Raw genomic sequence first — 554 nt, 5'->3', positions numbered from 1 at the left:
AAGTTATCTGCAGAAAAACTGAAAGATAAGTATTGTATACTTGATATAAGATCAAAAACATATAATAAAGAGATAATTATAGAAGCACAAAGACATAACACTGGTGAGATGATAAAAAGATCACTTTTCTATGCATGTAATATCTACCGACGCCTCATAAAAGAAGGGCAGAACTATCAAAAACTACCAGAAGTAATAGCTATCAACCTAATAGACTACAAAATGAAAAACAACAACAACATACACACATTCTATCGATTAATAGACATACCATCAATAAAAACCACCACCCCTAAATTCTTAGAAGGCATAGAAATACACTCCATAAACATGCAAAACTTTAAAAAGTTAAACAACAAAAACATTAACAACTCTCTACACCAATGGTTAATATACTTCGATAACAACACAAACCCCAAATTATTAAACAAGGTGATAAAAATGAACAAAACCATAGGAAAAACACAAAAAAAACTAGACCTCGTATCCATGAGTGATGAAGACTACAGAATGTATGAAATGCGAGAAATGGCACACTACGACGAAATAACCCT

General features: G+C 31.4%; 1 protein-coding gene. It reads left to right on the top strand.

What is annotated here, in order from left to right; all coding sequences use genetic code 11:
- The coding region (locus MBCUT_RS10710) for an Rpn family recombination-promoting nuclease/putative transposase (RefSeq protein WP_157082433.1) at positions 1-554 on the top strand (554 nt) is incomplete at both ends.

The sequence above is a fragment of the Methanobrevibacter cuticularis genome, from assembly GCF_001639285.1.
Taxonomy (GTDB): Archaea; Methanobacteriota; Methanobacteria; order Methanobacteriales; family Methanobacteriaceae; genus Methanobaculum; species Methanobaculum cuticulare.
Note: the sequence above shows the minus strand (reverse complement) of the source record. Positions and strands in the feature narration are given on the sequence as shown.